Below are 16267 nucleotides of genomic sequence, written 5' to 3'. Positions count from 1 at the left end.
GTGAACCTGTGTGGCGGAAATGCCATTGATTTCGGGGGGTGAATGTGGGAAAGTCCAGCATATGTTGGGTGAAATTGGTTTTTAGGTGTTCTGTTATGACGCCCTCTCGCTCCGCCACTACTTCCTGCAAGATATTGATTTAACGTTAGAATTTTTGAGCCCGCTTGCAGGCTTCCCCCGCCAGTTCCCCCAACTGAAATGGGAACAATACGGAACCAGCGGGAAGATTCGTTCATTCAGCTGTCAGGCAAATTGATGCTGTCGAGACTGTTCCCAAGCCGTTCAGCATATTCTTTAGCCACGACGATCAGCGGTAGCATTGAATCCTTTTGCCGACCGCTGTCATGGCAAATTTCCATCGCCTCGATAATGCCGATCAGGAAGTGTGCAGCCACTTGTTGATCGGCTATGTGTGCCTTGAGACTGCTCATTTGCGTGTTCCTCGTGTTGCTTCATCTAGCGCTTCAATATCACCCTGCAGTCTGCTGGCGCGCTCGATCAGGCTTTCGAAAAACGCTGGCATTGCGTTCGAAGCTGGGCTGCTTTCCGTCTTGATAGTGTCGAACAATTCTTCCACTCCCTGCGCGAAAGCATGCAAGAAAAGAGCGTCTCGGTGCAAATCCTCTAGCGTCTTCATACTGCCTCCGATTTTTCAGCACTGTAGACGCGGAAGGCGATCTCATGTAGGCGGGCGACTTCTTTCGCCTTTTCTTCCACACACTGGATCAACGCAGCCAACGGCGCTGCATCGCGGTGGGCGTGGTCGATTGCATTAGTTTCACTGGCAATGTCGCGTAGTGCGGTTGCCAGGCCAAGCAGATTTGTGATTGAGGCGTCAGTTTCGCCATGTGCATTTGAAAATCTTGCAGCAGGCACGCCGGTAGCGTTATGGCAAGTGTTAGCCATTCTCGATCTCCTTCTAAGATCGGATTTCGGTTAGGGTCGGGCGGGAAGGTGGTGCTTCCCCTCGACCCGAAAACTGTGTTAACAAAGTTTATTAGTTCTCGCAAGGAAAAACTGTGTTAACACGAAAAGGCAAGCGCGGTCCCGAGCCGACAGGAAAAGGCACGCTAGTTGGCGTCCGCCTGCAACCTGATGTCTTGGAATGGCTGGACAAGCAGCGCGAACAGCTTGACCCAGTGCCGTCCCGCCCAGAGATGATCCGCGTGTTCCTTGAAGAACGGCGCGGGCGAGTTGTGGTGCGGGATTAACTCGCCTCGGCAAGCTGATCCGCGTTCGCAGCGGCCCACATGGCGGCCTGCTGTTCGCCGGGGTGCACATCCAAGTTGGATAAGCGAATTCTCAGCCAACTGCATTTCGGCAAAACCCCGCTCGTATGAAAGTGTGATGCAGCTATTCTCGTTCCCACGAGTTAAGGCGGGGCAGCTATACAGACGGAGTGAAGGCATGAAACTTCATCGGCATCTTACAACCGCGACGATGGTGGTCGCGATGGCAGTTGCGCTTCCAGCGTTTGCCGACCCTGGCAAGGGAAAAGGCAACGGGAACGGGAAGCACGGTCGTTCACATGCGGTCAAGAATGACAAGCATCGCGCATCGCCTCAATACGCCGCAAATTGCCCGCCCGGACTGGCGAAGAAAAACCCGCCATGTGTTCCGCCCGGCCAAGCGAAGAAAGGCAATGTGCGCCATTATCCCGTCGCGGGCGAAATCCTCCGTGTGGGTGACTATCGCATCATTCGCGATCCCCGCCGTCATGACTTGGAGTATCGCAGGGGCTGGGACTATTATCGCGACGACAATCACATCTATCGCGTAGACAGCAGCACACGCAAAATTCTGGCGGTCCTCAATCTCGTGGATGCTTTCACGAACTGACGCCCAGCAACCTGTCGAGGCGCGCGACCGTCAGCCGTTTGCGATAGGGGCGCTTGGGTCGGATGTCATCAAACAGCCGATCCAGCCTTCTTGCTGTCAGCTTCCTTGGGAAGTGTCGCAGAACCCCACTGGCGTGTTTCGCCTTTGCGGCGCAGGATGCCGAACAGAACCGTGCCGTGTCGGTCTTGGGGTGGAAAGTTTCCCCGCACTGGCTGCAAGGGATATCCTGTCGGCGCTTTGTCGCATCAATCGAACACTGATGGCAGCAATACCGGCGCTTGGGACGGTCAGGCTTGAACATGGTCCCGCAATGGTCGCATGTCATCGGGGCTGCCGCAGCTACAATCCTGTCTCGCCGCGCACCGGCAATGCAGGATCTGCTACAATACACCGCATCGCTCCGCATACGCTTGGGCAGGGCCTTGCCGCATTGCGCGCAGGTCCAGCTTTCCCTCGCGGCATGACGCGCCTCGCGATCAAGTTGTGATCGGTGCGCTTGCGCGCAGGTGTCGCCGCAATATTTTCGCCGTGCCGTCGATCCGGGGGGTAGTTCGGCGCTGCAATATTCGCAGCGATGGGTCAGATCGAGATTGTCGCAAACTTCACCGCACGATCTTCCTGTGCTTCCCTTAACCTCCCCAGCGCCCGACTGTGCGAAGCTGCGCAGTTGTTGCTGCAGAACTTGTAATGCCCCTCCGGCAAGGGGCCGTGACAGCGAACGCAGCGGGTCCGCTCGATCAGGGTTCCGGCGTGAATTGCCCATTCCTGTTGTCCTTCTTCCCAGCTTGGCCGCACCGCCCGTGCCACACGAAACGCATCTTCCAGCATCTCACGGGCCATCAGATCCGCCTTGGTCCACGGCCAGCCCTGCAGGCACAGATCGGCGCGGATGCCGTGGCGCAAGGGGCCTTCCAGACCGAACAGTGATGCGGTGGCACCAGCTTCGAATGCCAACCGGATGGTGCCTGCCAAGTCCTTGACCAGCGCGGAATAGCGGCCAGGGCCTAGTTCACCGCGTCGAGCGTCCCGTTCCTGCCGCTGGCGTTTGCGGCGGATGGCGGGCGTGTCGTGATCGAGGTTCACATGTTTCATCCGATCATCGCGTCCAATGCTCCCGTGGTAAGGGAGTGTTCCGACATGGGGGGCAGGGTCTTCACACCTTCGGGCGTTCGCTGCATCGCATGGGCCATCCAGACAGCATCCATCGCCATGATGGTTTCCGCATGGCGTGGCAGGATCGGCACGCGCATCACGCGCGACCAGGCGTCTATCGCCTCCCATGTGATCGGGTTCGGGCCATTGGGTCCGCAGGACCGCGCACGGGACAAGGCGAGGAATGCGTCTAGCAGTTCCGCCCCGGCATCAGGCACATAGACCGTGCGGCCCTTCAAGCGGCCTTCCAGCGCCGCGCAAAGCTGTCTGCCCAGCCTATCCATCAGCGTTTCCTCGGGTTGCGATTGACCTGTTGCACGCGGGTCGGCAGCGACTTGTCATAGGTCGAGATGGCGCGCTGCGAAATCTTCACGCTGTCGTCGTGCGATTGTTCCAGCACACGGGCCACAAGATCCGGTCCCAGATCGATGGAAACGCGCGATGTGCCGCCACTTGCTGCCATGCCGCCACTGTTCACCGTGCCACGCTGCAGAGCATCCAGTGTGCTTAGGCCGATCCGTTTGGTGGCCTCGGCATTCATGACATACTCGCCGCGATGCACCACGCCTGCAGGTTCGTATTTGCCGCCTGAACCGGTGTAGCCGCCACTGGCAAAGCCAAGCAGCCCGCCAAGGCCCTGAGCAATACCACCAATGCCGGGCGTTCCCATGATGCCACGCAGCATTTGCGTTTTGGCGATCTCCACCAGCAGCGCCGCCACGGCATCCCGCGCCGACATTGACCCGTCGATGATCGATCCGAACAGATCCGACATGGCGTCCTTGCCTGCCTTGCTGCGTTCTTCGATAGCGTCCAGCTTGTCGGCGGCATCCTCGGCGGATCGCCCGGCCTGCACATAGGCACCTGCCAGCCCGTTTATTTCGGCCTCTAGTTCCGGGGTGATCTGTTTTCCCGCCTGCTGGGCTGCGTGCAGAAGTTCGGCCTTCTTGCGGGCGTAATCCATTGCATCGCCCAGGTCCTGTTCGCCGCTTGCCACCAGAACAAGCTGCGCAGCTTCGATCTGCAAGGCTTGGGTGCGCTCCTGGATCGCCTGAACCTCGCGGGCATAGTCGTCGGACTTTGCGCTACCACCGCCGCCCGAACGCCCACCACCAGACCTGCCGGACGGGGCCGTGCCGCCGCCAGTGCCGCCTGCCGGGTAGTCCTGTGTGCTGACCGGCGTGGAAGGCTTGGGCGGTGCGTCATAGGCCGTTATGCCGGTGCCGGTGTCGGCCATGTTATAGGTCACGCTGCCATCGGGTTTCAGGCCAGCGACGTGGCGGGGCAGGTTAGCTGCTTCGGCTCTGACTGCTGCAAGTTCCGCCCGAACCTCACGCAGTCGCGCTATGGCCTCGGTGTTGTCGAAGCCAAGTTCTGTGTTGTTTGCGATCTGCGCTTGCAGGTCGCCGATCTCGCCTTCTAGCAGGTCGATCTTCTGTTCTGCTTCGCGAACATCCGGGTTGATGATCTCGCCGCCCTCGGTGACTCCCAGAAGCTCGTTCAATCCTCTGAACGTCTGGGCATCTGCCATTCTCCGCAGCCAGCCTGAAACGGCATCCTCGGCCTCGCTGAACGCCTCTGCAATATCCCTGATTTCAGCCACGAAGCCAGCGGCGTCGAACCTGTCGATCCCCGATGCCAGGTCGCTGATCATTCCCGCCAGACCGGCGCTTGCCCCTGACGCCTGGTCGAACTCTCCGACCACAGTGACAAGGCTGTTGCCGATCCGTGTCATTGCCTGCCCGACCGTGGTTTGCGAAGTCGCCGCCTGCCGTTGCAGTTCGGCTGAACCGGCCTCGAAGGCGCGGAAGAATGCCTGACTGGAAACCTCGCCGTTGACCACCAGCTTGCGCAGCTCGGCAACAGATCCGCCTGCCTCTTTCAGACCGCGCGCGACCGCCTGCGCAATGGTCGGTGTGCCTTCCAGAATGCTGTTGAATTCCTCGGCCCGGACGATGCCCCCGCCAAGTGCCTGCGAAAGCTGCAAGAGCGATCCGCTTGCCGTTGTGGCGTCGGTCCCTGCGACTTTCAGGGCCACAGCGATATTGTCGGTGAAGGTCAGCAGGTCTTCGGTTGAAGCGCCAAGTTCGTTCTGCGCCAGGGCCATCTTGCTGTAGAGGTCCACCAGCGAATTGATCGGGGTCGAATTCCGCTGTGCCGATCCGAACAACCGTTCATAGACGCGGGACAGTTCCGCCCCTTCAAGCCCGGCAACGCGCAGGCTGTTGGCCATTGCCGTTGCAGCGTCGGCAAGTCGGTTATAGCCCTGCACCCCGCGCAAGCTGGCAAACGCCGCCCCGAATGCGCCAATGCGTGCCGCCGTCGCGGCCAACGCCCGATTGATCGCGGTGCTTGACCGAATCATGTCGGCTTCCATGTTTCGTGTTGCAGAGCGGGAATTGCGCCGCAGGTTCTGATAGGTCCTGGTGCCGCGCTGTTCGGCCTTCTGCATCCGCTTTTCAAATTCGGTAATGCGGGCTTCCAGCATCACCACAAGGCGTTCTTCTGCACTCATTTATGCCACCCACATATCATCGTTGAACCATGTCTGGCTTGTCGTCAGACCATCGCCAGCCGCCGCCCTCGCCACCGCCATCGCAGAGGCAACAGCGCCATCGATCGATAGCCACTTCTTCGGTTTGGTGAACTTGACCACATGCCCGTGGTCGTTGCGCTTCACGACGACATTGGCAAAGCAGTGTCGCAGGACGGGATGCCCGCCGTGAAAGAACTCACCGCCCAGAAGCGCCCTTTCCAGTTCCAGAACCGCAGGCATCATCAGGGACGGCACCTGCCTGAAATCCACCGCGGGCAGTCCTGCCTCCAGGATCTTCGGTTGCACCTGCCGGGCCATGTGCGGATCGAACGCGATTTCCTGAACATTCAGGTCTTCGCAGAGGTCAATCAGCTTCGTTTCTATTTCCTGATAGTCGATCACCGAACCGGCTGTGGCGGTGATCAGCCCTTCTTCCTGCCATGCCTGATAGGGCGCGCCAGATCGATCCTCGCGGGCGCTCACGCCGCCTTCATCGTCCAGCATGGTGTCGCCCTCGGCCTTGCCGTCCACGGTCTCTTGCGGGCAGAAAAACCACGGCTTGACGAAGTAGCCATCAGCCAGTCGCCAGCAGGCCACAATGACCGAAAGGTCAACGGTCGAAGACAGGTCAACGCCCAGCCAGCAAGGCGCTTCGCGCAACGCGTCAAGGTCATAGTCCTTTGCGCCCGCGTCATAAATGTCCATGTCCACGAACGGGTCGGTTGAGGCATCCAGCCATATATTCAGCTTGAGCTGCTTGAAGGATTGCCGATCCCCGACACTGCGCTGTGACCGTTTGGCGTGGCGGCGAAACCCGGCAAGGCTCGGGTAGCCGTGTTGCAGGCCGGGGTTCACCCGATGCCAAAGGTCTTCGTCTTCCCAATCTTCGCGCCGGTCGGCTTCGAACAGGATCGGCAGGATTGATGGATCATCGACCTTGCCGCGCGCCACGTTGCGGGCATCCTCGAAAAAATCCCACGCCAGCGTTTCCTGTCCACGCCCTGCTGTAGAGGCGACCACCAGCAGACTGTCATCGATCTTTTCCAAGCCCGTGGTCAGGGCTTCCCAAAGGTCGCGGCCCTTCCAGATATGGATTTCGTCAGCCAGCACGAAGCCAGGCGTTCGGCCATGCTGTGGCCCGCCATCGCCGGAAATGACTTCGAGATAGGACGCTTCCTTGCGGTAGATCAGTTTTTTCGGCGCGTTATGTGCGTCATAGATCCCGACTGCCGAAACCAGCCGCTTGTCTTCGCGGATGATCCCAGCTGCTTCCCTGAATCCGATACCGGCCTGCTTGCGATCCGCCGCCGCAAAGATTGCTTCACCGCCGGGCATGCGCTCGGGGCCGATGGTGTGCAGTAGCGCCAGTGCCGCCGATAGCGAGGTCTTGCGGTTGCCGCGTGGCAGCAGCAGGGCAACGGTATTGACGATGCGCGTGCCGTCTTCGTGGCGCGGCCCGTAAATGCGCCTCACGATGCGTTCCTGCCAGGGGTCGAGTTGGAAAGCGCGATTGGGCAAAATGGATTTGGGATGCCGCAGCGCGCGCAAAAAGGTGACGGCACGTTCCCCGTGGCCGAACGGATCGGGAATGTCCGAACCGTCATAGATCCATTCAGGGAATGTCCCGGCCATCAAGTCAGCCCCAGAGGGTTAGGGGTGTTGTCCTGATCGTCTTCTTCGCGGATCACCGGGCGCGAACGGCTTACCGGCGTCAGGCCAAGTTCAGCCGCAAGCTGGCGCGCTGATGCCATCGCCTTATCCTGCACGCGGATCAGCTTTAGCTGCATTTCCGCCTCGGTTTCGGACTGGATCAGCTTTTCCGTCTCGCGAACGCGACCAATGCAAATACAGTAGTTCTCAAGTCCGCCAAGATCGGCATCGGTCAGAATGCGCCGGTCGGCAAGGATCGGCATAACGCGGTTCCATTCCGTCCGGGCATCTTTGGCCAGCCATTTCGGCGCGGCCAGATCAGTCAGGGCATCTGCATCCTGTCGCAACTCGGGCTTTGTTCCCTTCATGGGTCCATCCTCACGCAGCGCAGTTCCACGCCTTGGCGGCGTCCAATCGGCACAGTCTGGTTTATGTTGTAGGATTGGCCGTGCCAGATCAGGCGGTCGGCATTGGTGATGCCCTCAAAGAAGCGGGCGCGAAGAACCACCACATCTTCATCGCTGGCACCGTAGTTTCGGATATATTCGGTCGTGGATTGCTCCACCCGTTCCGCGCGCAGGGTGCAGAGTGTCACCCAAGTCGTGATCGGCGTTCCGTATTCATTGAGCGTGTTGCTTGCCCGCTCGATCCTGACTTCTTCTGTCAGCCTGCCTGCCTTCATGTCAGCGCCTCCGAAATAAGGGCTTCGACCGTGACGATGCCGTGTGAATGTTCGCCGTCAGGGTCGCGCAGGGTGCGGACCTGCGACACACGCAGATCGGCACAATGGTAAGGGTCGGCCATCACCAGGCGGGGGCCGAATTGCACAGCGCGCCGGATCTCGCTGCAGATCGCCTTGACGCCTTCCAGTGACGCTTCGCGGGTCCAGACATGCAGGGTGTGATAGACGCGGCTGTGTTGCCGTTTCAGGCTGGTTCCCTCGTCAACCACCTGGCTTTCGCCCATGATGATGGAAGGCACCGGGGCAGGGCGCTGGTTGGTGTCCAGGATACTGGATGCTGGCACCAGCGACGTGATTGCCGCCGTGGTCGTGAAACGCGCACGCAGGGCTTTCTGGCTTTCCAGATCAACGCTCATTTTGCCTCCCTGATCGCCTTGCCGATGGCGCGCTTGATCCGCTTCATTGCATCGCTACGGCCCATGCGCACGGCGGGCCAAAAGAACGGCTTTGCCGGGGTCTTGCTGGTCCCGTATTCCTGCAGATGCGCATAGCGCACGTCTGTGCTGCCGACTGTGATCGCCGCTGCGTTCTCGGGAACCACCATTGAACCGCCCGGCTGTGAATAGGGTGGGGTCGCCTGTCCGGGGCCGGTAACGGCAATGCTGTTGATCAGATCGCCGGTATCCTCGGGGGCCATGCCTTCCATGATGTCAGCGACCTCATAGGCCGATTTCATCAAGGCTGGCTTGATCGCATCGCGTGCCTGCTTCGGGATTGCCTGCATCCGACGCTGAAAGCTGATCAGACCGCCATCATCCGACATCAGAACGTCCAGTCGCGATAGGCCGCAACAAGTTCGTCCACCCCATAGGGCAAACGCTTGTCGCGGTCGCTGACGGCCTCGCGATGTTCAAACCACCAGCAGGCCAGTTGCAGGACGGCTTCTTTCAGCGCCTCGGGTATCGGTTCCTGATCTTCGCCGCCAAACTCTGCCTCGATGCGATAGCCAAGCATTCGCTCAATGTGGTTCTGGGCGGCATCCCCCTTGGATTGCAGCGACATCAGATCGTCCTTGGGGGCGTCACCAGTCACGCCTGCCTGTGCGCATAGGTCGGAAAAATTGACAATCATGTGTCCTCGCTGCGCTGAATGCCCGTGCTGGTGCTGGGCAAAAGTTCTGCCTGCAATCGCACCACGCCATTGGCGGCGTCGAAGGCGTCGGCCAGTGACACAACCTGTGCCAGCCATTGACGGCTTGGCCCGCCATTGGGGAAGTCGATGCGGAACGGGTAATGGTCCATCGACTGTGCCGCCTGTGTCAGAATGATCTGGCCGGGGTCTGTTGGGTCGTTGCCCATGACAACCTGCATGGGCTTGGCCCGCCGTGCGCGTTTGGCTGTCCAGTTCACCAGTGCCGCAGTCGGGTCGATGTCCTCTGCGATCTCGGCTTCATCCGTCAGCCATTCGATGCCCAGAAGGCCAAGTGCCTCGGTTTCCCCGATCTCCACCCAGCCAGATGCAGGAATTGCCCCGTCCCTTCCGGTCGGGGCGTCCGCAATGAACAACCTGCTGCCGGAAGTCGGGTAAAGCATCAGGCGGCGTCCACGTGGACCACGTTGGAATTGACCCAGAGCGTGGCGTTCAGCTTCATCACGTTATTGGCGGTTTCCAGCGCCTCGGCGGCAGATCCGACCTTCGCAATGAACAGGCGTTCTGATGGCGTGCCGCCCGATGGGGCGTCATTCATCACGATGCGGAAGGCATAGTCGTGAATGGTCTTTTCCGCCGCGATCAGGGCGATCTGGCCGGGGTCTTCGTAATCGATGCCGCAGACCACCTCCATCGCGCCCGCATTGCGCGTGCCTTTCAGGCGGCGTGTGCGGTTGGCAGAGATGCTGTCAAAGGTGATCTCGGCTGAGGTGTCGCCCACTGTTCCAAGGGCTTCGATCTCGCCAATTTCCACCCAGGTTTCGCCATCGAAATCCGTTGCAACGAAGTCTGTTGCCTGTGAAGCCAGCGCCCCGCCGATATACAGCTTCGCGCCGTTTGTCGCATAAATCGTCATTGTTTAACCTCATGAGGTTGGCGGCGCTCCTGTCGTTGTTTCGCGCCGGAGTGACAGGGGGTGCAAAGGGGTTGCCAGTTGTCCCGATCCCAGAACAAAGACTGGTCGCCCCTATGCGGTATTTTGTGATCCACCAGATCGGCATGGTCGCCGCAGAACGCACAGCGGCGATGCCTGAGCAGGAAAGCCTTGCGGGCCTTTTCCCACGCGCCCGTATAGCCGCGCCGGCTACTGTTCGGCCTGGTCTTGTCAAAGCGTGCCTTGCGCTCTGATGTGCGCTTCACCTCGCAAGGGCAACGGCCACCCGAAGGCACCCGGTTGCCACAAGAGCAGAGGCGAGGCGCACGCACCGGCATCAGACAGACATTGCCAGCTTGCGCAGCGCGGTCGGTCGAACCACACCGGCACCGACACGGCGGCGCGCGTGGTAGCGCATCAGACCGTTGACACGCACCGTGTAGGGATCGGCCAGCACGGCCAGAGACAGGCGGTCATAGATCCGATAGCCGCGCTTGAAGTCACCGAAAATCACCGGCTCGGCATCTTCGGCAATGTCAGGCATGTCCACGGCCTCGACAACGGGACGGCCAAGGATCGTTTCGGGCTGTCCTGCCTGGTAGCTGGGCTGCCACAGATAGTTGCCGTGACCGTCTTTCAGGGTGCGAATTGCAGCCAGTGTGCCGCCGTTCATGACCCAGGTGCCTGCGTTGCGATAGGTCGCGGGCAGGGCATACATCAGCCCGATCAGCGCGTCTGGGTCGATTGCAGTCGTGCTGCCGTTATCGGTCGCAACGATGTCGGCGTTTGCCATGAAGCCCGAAGGTTCAAGCGCCAATGCGCCGTTGACGAACGCGGCGCTTTCCTTCTGTCCGAAGTCTTCGGCCAGCGCCATGTTCACTTCCGTCAGCACGTTGGCGCTGTCTTCGGCCAGCTGCATCGAAATATCCACGAAGGTAGCCAGCTCCTTGACCGCCAGTTCGGCCTGATCGAAGGTCGGTTCGCTGCCGGTGCGCGTCGTGGTTTCGCCAACCCATGCGGCATTGGTGACGCCCGTGCGTTGGGGCAGGATCAGGGTTGCCGCAGAAGTCGAACGCACATCGGCAATTTGCCGGATGGGCGAAAATTCCACCAGGTTGCGGATAAAATCGGCCTCGATCTGTTCGGGCGCAAGAACATGGTTGGCCGTGTCGCTGGCCGTGGTCAGGGCCTTTTCAGCAACCTTGCCGGTGCGCAGATACTCGACAAAGGCGGCTTTCTGCTCCGTGGCGCCATCGTCGGCCCTGGTTTCGCCCTGTGGCCGGTTCGCCTTGGCTTCCAGCTTGTCCAGCCGTGCCATCAGGTCCGAGTTGTCGGCCTTCTGTTCCAGTTCCGTCATCTTGGCTTCCAGAGCCGCAAAGTCCGGCTGTTGGTTATGTTCGGTTAGTTCCGTCATCGCATTTCCCTTTGCTGACGTGATCCGTGCGCCGGGGTGGGCAGGCACCGCGACCACGCTGATTTCCAGAAGTTCAAGGTCGCTGATCGTGCGACCGCCGCCCTTGCGCGGCAGGGCTTTGCGCGATGCAAAACCAATGGACAGGCCGCGAAGCGCACCCGCCCGGATCAGCGAACGAACCTCAGCCGCGCGCTGCACATCCTCCACCAGAAGACGGCCCTTAACGGTCAAGCCTTCATCGGTTTCGGTGATTTCTTCCCAGACGCCCACGGTCTGGGTCTGGTCGTGTCCTGCCAGCATCGGCAGGGGGGGCAGTGACTTCGCGAATGCCCCGCGCTCGATCACGTCGCCCACGCGGTCAGGTGTGCCGAAGGGCCACGCAACCCCGGTCAGTTCGCCTGTATCGGCAACAGTGATCTGCGCTTTGAATTCGATACGATCCATCAGATGCCCCCTCGGAATGCCACGCGATCAGAGGCAAAGCTGTCGATCTGCGCTTGCACCCATGTCGCGGCTCTCAGAAGGCGCACCACATTGGCGTGGGTGAACGGGACAGGTTCACCATCCTCTTTCACGTCCCAGCCCAGCACGCAGCGCGCCAGACTGTTCACACGGGCCTTTTCGCGGTTGGTGGCACTCACACGGCCTTCGCCATCGGCCATGTCCGCCAGATCGTCCATCATCTGCAGACGGGCGCGCGCCTGCGTGGCGCTGTCGGGTCCAGCGATCCGAAGCGTTATGCCGGTCGCCTTGCCGGTCACAGGGTCCAGAAGGTCGAAATCTCGGCCTCGATCATGGTCCTGTGCCTCTGCCAGAATGTCATTCAGTTGCATCGGTGTTCCCGGTTTCTGTTTCTGGGTTTGCCCCGCCGGTTTCGATGTTCGGATTGCGGAACTCGTCACCGCCATCGCGTGGCGGCAGGCCAATCCACGCGCGGCCCTCATTGGGGTTGATGGTCTGACTGGCGATCAGGCTGTTGATCACGGTCGCGCGGGTCGAAAGGTCGGCCCTTGTCAGATCGTCGCGGTCGAAGCGGACGATATGGGTTTGACGCTCGGCATCGTTCAGCAGCGCCCGCCTGAAAGCGCCCTCAAGCCCGCGAAGCCACGGTTCCAGCGTGTAGGACAGGAACTCGCGGCCTTTCTGTTCGCTGTTGCTCCACGTCGCGCGGGACAGGTCGCCAACCATCGGTGCGGGAATATTGAACGCCCGTGCGATTTCCTCGATCTGGAACCGCCGGTTTTCAAGAAATTGCGCGTCAGTGCTGGTGAAGGTGAACGGCTCGAACTCGGTGCCGTCATAGAGGATCACCGTCTGACCGCCTGAGTCCTCGGCCTCGTGGGTCGACCGCCAGGCAGCGCGGATCTTCTTCACGGCTTCCTCGCCAATGCCCTTCGGGAATTTCAGCGCGCCAGATGGTTTTGCGCCGCGTGTGAACAAACGCCCCGCGTGCCTATCCAGAGCGATGGCGATGCCGATTGCATCCAGTGCCAGCGTCATCGGTGAACGGCCCAGCGGCGGCAGAAGGTGGATCACGTCGCGCGCCGGAACCGCTCGATTGGCAATCAGGTATTTCCGCTCTCCGGTCTCCATATCGACATCGAAGGCCAGCACGTTTTGCCGGTAGCGGATAATCTCGCGGGCCTCGCCGTTGATGCGATTGACCCATGCCAGGCCGCCAGCATCCGAGATAAGTGCATCCGCGACCAATTGGCGGATCAGTTCGAAGCCGGTTGTCCATTCGTTGGCCTCGTTGCGCAGCAGATCCAGAACGGGATGATCGGGAACGTCAATCTCTGCATCGCCGTCGATCCGCTTCACATGAACATCAAGCGATGCAACCGCCTCGCTGATAAGCTGGATCGCGTTTGCGACAACCGGCACTTTCAACGCTTGAAGCTGGCTTACCGGGATGCCGTGGCTGCTTGGCGAAACGCCAAATAGCGCCTCCATCGCCGCATCGGGCGAAGCAAGCGATTTCTGTTCAGGCGTTTCCGCCTTTCGGGTGAAGGGCCACAATCTCATGTGACCCAACATACTGTTGAAACGCGCGCAACATCAGATTGCAGAACCTAGCAAAGCATTGGTTTAGCTGGACTTTAGCCAGTTCTTGATCGCGCGCCGCGTCGAATAATACCGGCCACCAGGCTTGCTGATAGGTGCATCGGTGTCGCGATGCCAACGCCGCACTGTGTCAACGCTGACGCCAGCGACACAAGCGATTTCCGGCAGGCCCCAAAGGTGACGGTCAGGTTCAAGCACCTCGTCCAGACGCCAGCGATCCAGAGGCGGCATGCTGGTTGCCTTCATGTCGAAACTGCTCATGTTTGAAAACTCCAATTCTGACATATCTTGCGCGTTGCCCCCCGCGCCGGTCCCCAAGCCAGGGCCAAAGTTCAGACCCACCCCCCGGGTCATGCCCTGCCGCCCTTCTGATGATCCGCGATGATCGACCATGTGCGATCCGTGCCTGCCTTGATGCGCGCATTCGCCTCAACTCGGCATCCCAGGTCGTCGGCCACCTGTTCCAGCATCAGCATCACCAGTTCGATGGTCCCATCTACGCCTTCCTGCGCGGCAGCGACGTGTGCGGGGTTCTGCCAATCGGTGACCGTCATTAAGCAGCGGGTCGAGTTGAGCAGGCTCATGGCGGTGATCAGGCTGTCAACGGTGATTGGCTTCGTCGTGTCGTTCATGTCGATGCCTCCATAGCGGTCAGGCTCCCCCGCTGGTCGCTTGGTCTTCGCCCACAGCGCCTAGGGGGGATGGTAGGTATAAGGGTGTCACTGCTCTGGTGACAGGCAGGGGGTGCCAGAACAGGGGTTTCGTCACTGCTCCGGTGACGCCCTGTCACTGCATTGGTGACGTTGACCATTTAGACGTCACTCCTATGGTGACGGGCCGTCACTAATCTGATGACAGGGTTTTGTTTTTTGGTGGCACCTGATGGGTTGTGAACAGCAGCCTTCTGCACCGGATAATCGGCACCGGGCTTCCAGTCCTTGAACAGCTTTCGGCCTTCCTGCCTGCCGGGCATCGCGATCTCTGTGATCTCGAATTCCGGCGCTGTTGCTTGACCTTTGACACCCAGCACAGCGGCTTGCTGCACCACCAGAAAGCCGTGAGCTTGGAGTTCATGGAATGCGCGGGCTGCGGTATTGATCCCGATACTTAGCTTCTCAGCCGCTTGCCGCACGCTCAACTGGATTTGGCCGTTGTTGTTTGCTTTCGGCCCTTTCCACTCCATCAGCAAGAGCGGATACAGGGCCTTGGCTTGGCATGACAACGTGACCCAGGCGGGCGACTGCATTAGCGTTAGATGCATTATGGCGATCTTGCCGCGTGGTTTTCGTTCGCCTTTTCGGTCACGCCCCACGGTTGGCCTCCCGCGCATGCAGTTGGCGATGATGCCTGCGGCAAAGCCATTGAACTTCGCCGGGTCGGCTATAGTCTGGATGATGCGCCTCGGCTCTAAGATGGCCGCAAACTTCACATGGTTGCGGGGTCAGCACACCAAGCCGTTTTAGCGTCTCGACATAGAGGTGTGCCGCGTAGCGCCGGGGGTTTTCCCGACGCCATCGTTGTTGTCGCGTCAAGGGTTTGGCCATGAGGCTTCCCCCTCTGCCAATCCACCCATGCCCATATCGGTCAGTTTCTGACGAACCCGGTTCGCGTGACCAGGTGATATACAGGTCACTACTTCGTCCAAGCTGCCGTTCCGGTATATATCAATTACCGTCTGGCCTTCGACCTTACGAATATGGAACCAACCCTCTGGCCGAATGTTCAGTCTGTCGCCTAAACTCATGCTTGCGAAAGAATTCCGCCATAGGTAGGCTTTGGGTGATACTTTGATTTCCTCAGCCTCGGTTGCGCCTGCAAGCGCACCGGGGTTTTTCTTTGACTGCTGAGTCATATTTGCCCTCACGCTACAGTGGGGCGCGAGGCCAGCCAGTCGAGTATCTCGGCCTCGTTCCAGGCGACGGCCTTGCGGGTCAGCTTGATCTGCCGGGGGAACTGTCCTTCGGTCATCAGCTTGTAGATCGTCGAAGTGCTGAGGCCGGTCAGCGCCTCAACGTCTGGGCGGCGGATGTAGCGGGTGTGGGGCGAAACAGCATGATGCTGCATGGGGGCACTCCTTCATTTGCTGTGCAACGTGAAGGAATAATGGTGCGATCAGATAGGACAGTGGCGGGCATTGTCCCTATTAGAATTAGGACAGTGCGGGGCTATGTCCCAGGTTTGTGCCTCTGCCATGCCTTTTGATTTGCAGCTTGGCTTTTTCCTATGCCGCGATTGGCGGCAATAAGGGCCGCACTCGAAGCGGATTTCCCCTCATCAATCAATCTGGCCATCTCATTGATAACGGCCTCACGGTGCGCTTTGGTGCTCGCAGCCCTTGCCAGACCACCAGCGCTGGCAGCCGCGAGAATTGAATGTGCCTTAAGCGCAGCCGGTTCGACTGACCGCTTCGCTTGATATTCCCCCACATTTCTTGCAAATGAAAATCCGGCGTCGAAGGCTCTCTGAACAAGCTCCTCTAATTCTTCGCCGCCGTGCAGCTTTGCATGCTCAAGAAGGTAATCTCTTTCTTGCAGATCGAACGCCATTCCGCCTAGTTGCGTCCTTTGCGACAATGCCTCCTCACCAACGAATTCAGCGCAGTTAGCACACACGCAGACTGGCTCAGTAACCTCGTGATAAGGCATTCCAAACTCCCTACGGATACTTATCTCGGCAAGGAGTGTTTCACCTCTTGGATCGGTAAGAGAGCCGAATGCTACGCATCGCCTTGAATAGCCCCTAGATTCGTAGACGCCTTCTTCCCTAATTTTGAGGCAAGGAGGCCGAGATGGGCAAAGGCAATTTCAGCGCCGAGTTCAAGCGTGACGCGGTCGCGCAGATCACCGA

Annotated in this window: 26 protein-coding genes; 2 read left to right on the top strand and 24 right to left on the bottom strand. The window is 59.7% G+C overall.

Annotated features, from left to right (window positions below; genetic code table 11):
• The 4 genes from PAF17_RS19010 to PAF17_RS18995 all read right to left on the bottom strand — a co-directional run.
• The coding region (locus PAF17_RS19010) for a hypothetical protein (RefSeq protein ID WP_271890661.1) at positions 1-236 on the bottom strand (236 nt) is incomplete at its 3' end.
• Positions 237-431: a hypothetical protein gene (locus PAF17_RS19005; protein WP_271890660.1), complete on the bottom strand. Its 195-nt coding sequence runs from the start codon at positions 429-431 to the stop codon at positions 237-239.
• Positions 428-637: a hypothetical protein gene (locus tag PAF17_RS19000; RefSeq protein WP_271890659.1), complete on the bottom strand. Its 210-nt coding sequence runs from the start codon at positions 635-637 to the stop codon at positions 428-430. Before PAF17_RS19000 ends, PAF17_RS19005 begins: the two co-directional genes overlap by 4 nt.
• Positions 634-906, bottom strand: a complete 273-nt coding sequence (locus PAF17_RS18995; RefSeq protein WP_271890658.1) for a hypothetical protein — start codon at positions 904-906, stop codon at positions 634-636. Before PAF17_RS18995 ends, PAF17_RS19000 begins: the two co-directional genes overlap by 4 nt.
• A 113-nt stretch (positions 907-1019) precedes the next feature.
• On the opposite strand from PAF17_RS18995, the gene PAF17_RS18990 reads away from it, so the two are divergent.
• Positions 1020-1211: a hypothetical protein gene (locus tag PAF17_RS18990; RefSeq protein WP_271890657.1), complete on the top strand. Its 192-nt coding sequence runs from the start codon at positions 1020-1022 to the stop codon at positions 1209-1211.
• 241 nt (positions 1212-1452) lie between these two features.
• Positions 1453-1839 (top strand): hypothetical protein, encoded by a 387-nt coding sequence (locus PAF17_RS18985; RefSeq protein WP_271890656.1) that lies wholly within the window; start codon positions 1453-1455, stop codon positions 1837-1839.
• 579 nt (positions 1840-2418) lie between these two features.
• Here PAF17_RS18985 and PAF17_RS18980 read toward each other — a convergent pair.
• The 20 genes from PAF17_RS18980 to PAF17_RS18885 all read right to left on the bottom strand — a co-directional run bounded on the left by PAF17_RS18980 (position 2419) and on the right by PAF17_RS18885 (position 16065).
• Positions 2419-2931, bottom strand: coding sequence for a hypothetical protein (locus PAF17_RS18980; RefSeq protein ID WP_271890655.1), 513 nt, complete (start codon positions 2929-2931; stop codon positions 2419-2421).
• Positions 2928-3275 (bottom strand): phage tail assembly chaperone, encoded by a 348-nt coding sequence (locus PAF17_RS18975; RefSeq protein ID WP_271890654.1) that lies wholly within the window; start codon positions 3273-3275, stop codon positions 2928-2930. The genes PAF17_RS18980 and PAF17_RS18975 overlap by 4 nt, the downstream gene beginning before the upstream one ends.
• Positions 3275-5506, bottom strand: a complete 2232-nt coding sequence (locus tag PAF17_RS18970) for a tape measure protein (protein ID WP_271890653.1) — start codon at positions 5504-5506, stop codon at positions 3275-3277. Before PAF17_RS18970 ends, PAF17_RS18975 begins: the two co-directional genes overlap by 1 nt.
• On the bottom strand, positions 5507-7159 hold the full coding sequence (locus PAF17_RS18965; protein ID WP_271890652.1) for a terminase large subunit: 1653 nt from the start codon (positions 7157-7159) through the stop codon (positions 5507-5509).
• Positions 7159-7545, bottom strand: a complete 387-nt coding sequence (locus PAF17_RS18960; RefSeq protein WP_271890651.1) for a phage terminase small subunit P27 family — start codon at positions 7543-7545, stop codon at positions 7159-7161. Before PAF17_RS18960 ends, PAF17_RS18965 begins: the two co-directional genes overlap by 1 nt.
• Positions 7542-7859 (bottom strand): phage head closure protein, encoded by a 318-nt coding sequence (locus PAF17_RS18955; protein ID WP_271890650.1) that lies wholly within the window; start codon positions 7857-7859, stop codon positions 7542-7544. The genes PAF17_RS18960 and PAF17_RS18955 overlap by 4 nt, the downstream gene beginning before the upstream one ends.
• Entirely contained in the window at positions 7856-8275 is a 420-nt protein-coding gene (locus PAF17_RS18950) for a DUF3168 domain-containing protein (protein WP_271890649.1), read from the bottom strand. Before PAF17_RS18950 ends, PAF17_RS18955 begins: the two co-directional genes overlap by 4 nt.
• Positions 8272-8682, bottom strand: a complete 411-nt coding sequence (locus tag PAF17_RS18945; protein ID WP_271890648.1) for an HK97-gp10 family putative phage morphogenesis protein — start codon at positions 8680-8682, stop codon at positions 8272-8274. Before PAF17_RS18945 ends, PAF17_RS18950 begins: the two co-directional genes overlap by 4 nt.
• Complete coding sequence (locus PAF17_RS18940; RefSeq protein WP_271890647.1) at positions 8682-8990, bottom strand: head-tail connector protein; 309 nt, start codon at positions 8988-8990, stop codon at positions 8682-8684. The genes PAF17_RS18945 and PAF17_RS18940 overlap by 1 nt, the downstream gene beginning before the upstream one ends.
• On the bottom strand, positions 8987-9451 hold the full coding sequence (locus PAF17_RS18935) for a hypothetical protein (RefSeq protein WP_271890646.1): 465 nt from the start codon (positions 9449-9451) through the stop codon (positions 8987-8989). The genes PAF17_RS18940 and PAF17_RS18935 overlap by 4 nt, the downstream gene beginning before the upstream one ends.
• Positions 9451-9924 carry a hypothetical protein gene (locus tag PAF17_RS18930; RefSeq protein ID WP_271890645.1) on the bottom strand — a complete coding sequence of 158 codons (474 nt, stop codon included), beginning with the start codon at positions 9922-9924 and terminating at the stop codon, positions 9451-9453. The genes PAF17_RS18935 and PAF17_RS18930 overlap by 1 nt, the downstream gene beginning before the upstream one ends.
• The gene (locus PAF17_RS18925; protein ID WP_271890644.1) at positions 9921-10280 is read right to left on the bottom strand and encodes an HNH endonuclease signature motif containing protein; all 360 of its coding nucleotides are present in this window, start codon (positions 10278-10280) and stop codon (positions 9921-9923) included. The genes PAF17_RS18930 and PAF17_RS18925 overlap by 4 nt, the downstream gene beginning before the upstream one ends.
• Complete coding sequence (locus PAF17_RS18920; RefSeq protein WP_271890643.1) at positions 10280-11800, bottom strand: phage major capsid protein; 1521 nt, start codon at positions 11798-11800, stop codon at positions 10280-10282. The genes PAF17_RS18925 and PAF17_RS18920 overlap by 1 nt, the downstream gene beginning before the upstream one ends.
• Positions 11800-12189 (bottom strand): hypothetical protein, encoded by a 390-nt coding sequence (locus PAF17_RS18915; RefSeq protein WP_271890642.1) that lies wholly within the window; start codon positions 12187-12189, stop codon positions 11800-11802. Before PAF17_RS18915 ends, PAF17_RS18920 begins: the two co-directional genes overlap by 1 nt.
• On the bottom strand, positions 12176-13381 hold the full coding sequence (locus tag PAF17_RS18910; RefSeq protein WP_271890641.1) for a phage portal protein: 1206 nt from the start codon (positions 13379-13381) through the stop codon (positions 12176-12178). Before PAF17_RS18910 ends, PAF17_RS18915 begins: the two co-directional genes overlap by 14 nt.
• A gap of 63 nt (positions 13382-13444) precedes the next feature.
• On the bottom strand, positions 13445-13681 hold the full coding sequence (locus tag PAF17_RS18905; protein WP_271890640.1) for a DNA-binding protein: 237 nt from the start codon (positions 13679-13681) through the stop codon (positions 13445-13447).
• An 89-nt stretch (positions 13682-13770) separates the two neighbouring features.
• On the bottom strand, positions 13771-14052 hold the full coding sequence (locus tag PAF17_RS18900) for a hypothetical protein (RefSeq protein ID WP_271890639.1): 282 nt from the start codon (positions 14050-14052) through the stop codon (positions 13771-13773).
• A 179-nt stretch (positions 14053-14231) separates the two neighbouring features.
• Positions 14232-14849, bottom strand: coding sequence for a GntR family transcriptional regulator (locus PAF17_RS18895; protein WP_271890638.1), 618 nt, complete (start codon positions 14847-14849; stop codon positions 14232-14234).
• A 431-nt stretch (positions 14850-15280) separates the two neighbouring features.
• Complete coding sequence (locus PAF17_RS18890; protein ID WP_271890637.1) at positions 15281-15484, bottom strand: helix-turn-helix transcriptional regulator; 204 nt, start codon at positions 15482-15484, stop codon at positions 15281-15283.
• A 101-nt stretch (positions 15485-15585) separates the two neighbouring features.
• Entirely contained in the window at positions 15586-16065 is a 480-nt protein-coding gene (locus PAF17_RS18885) for a hypothetical protein (RefSeq protein WP_271890636.1), read from the bottom strand.
• Between the last annotated feature and the right edge of the window lie 202 nt (positions 16066-16267).

The organism is Paracoccus onchidii (assembly GCF_028294535.1).
Classification (GTDB): Bacteria; Pseudomonadota; Alphaproteobacteria; order Rhodobacterales; family Rhodobacteraceae; genus Paracoccus; species Paracoccus onchidii.
This window is presented reverse-complemented; position numbering and strand designations above follow the sequence as displayed.